The organism is Photobacterium sp. R1 (assembly GCF_054600795.1).
On the sequence record NZ_BAAHZP010000053.1, the window covers coordinates 1 to 600 of the forward strand.

Annotated in this window: 1 protein-coding gene; it reads left to right on the forward strand. The window is 60.2% G+C overall.

What is annotated here, in order from left to right; genetic code table 11:
- Positions 1 to 52: 52 nt before the first annotated feature.
- On the forward strand, positions 53 to 600 hold a 548-nt coding region (locus ACYP03_RS23900), incomplete at its 3' end, for a phage tail sheath protein (protein WP_459782347.1).

Consider the following 600-nt stretch of genomic DNA (forward strand, 5'->3'; position numbering starts at 1 on the left):
AACCGGTGCAGACAGCGCTCTTTCGTCTACAGCGGAGGAGGTTAGATCTGCTATGCAGGCATCACCGGCTGCCAGTGCATTGGTCTCAGTGTCATTTTTGGGTGACGGTTCCGGCGAGGTGGCTCCGGCATCCCGTACTTACCTGACGGGTGGTGAAAATGAGCCGTTCCCGCTGAACATTCCGGTTGCAGTGGCCGGAAGCCGAAAACGTGCCAAAGGGCTGGGTGAGGGCGGTACCTTGCCCGCAGCAATTGATGACATTTTTGATCAGACCGGCGCACTGGTCATTGTGGTCAGGGTGGACAAAGGCGCCACGGATGCCGAAACCCAGGCCAACATCATTGAAGGGATGCAGGGCTGGCTGGATAGCCAGACGGAGACCGGGTACACCCCCCGGATTCTGGTCGCGCCGGAGTTCAGCCAGGTGGATGCGGTGGCTGCTGAAATGGAGGCGAAAGCCGCCCGTCTGCGGGCCATTACCTATGCGGACTGTGAACGGACGGCCAGTTATACCGATGCGATGAAACGGGCGCGCCGGTTCGGCGAGCGGGTTGAAGTAATGTGGCCGTGGGTTCGGGTTTTTGACACGGAGCAGGCCCA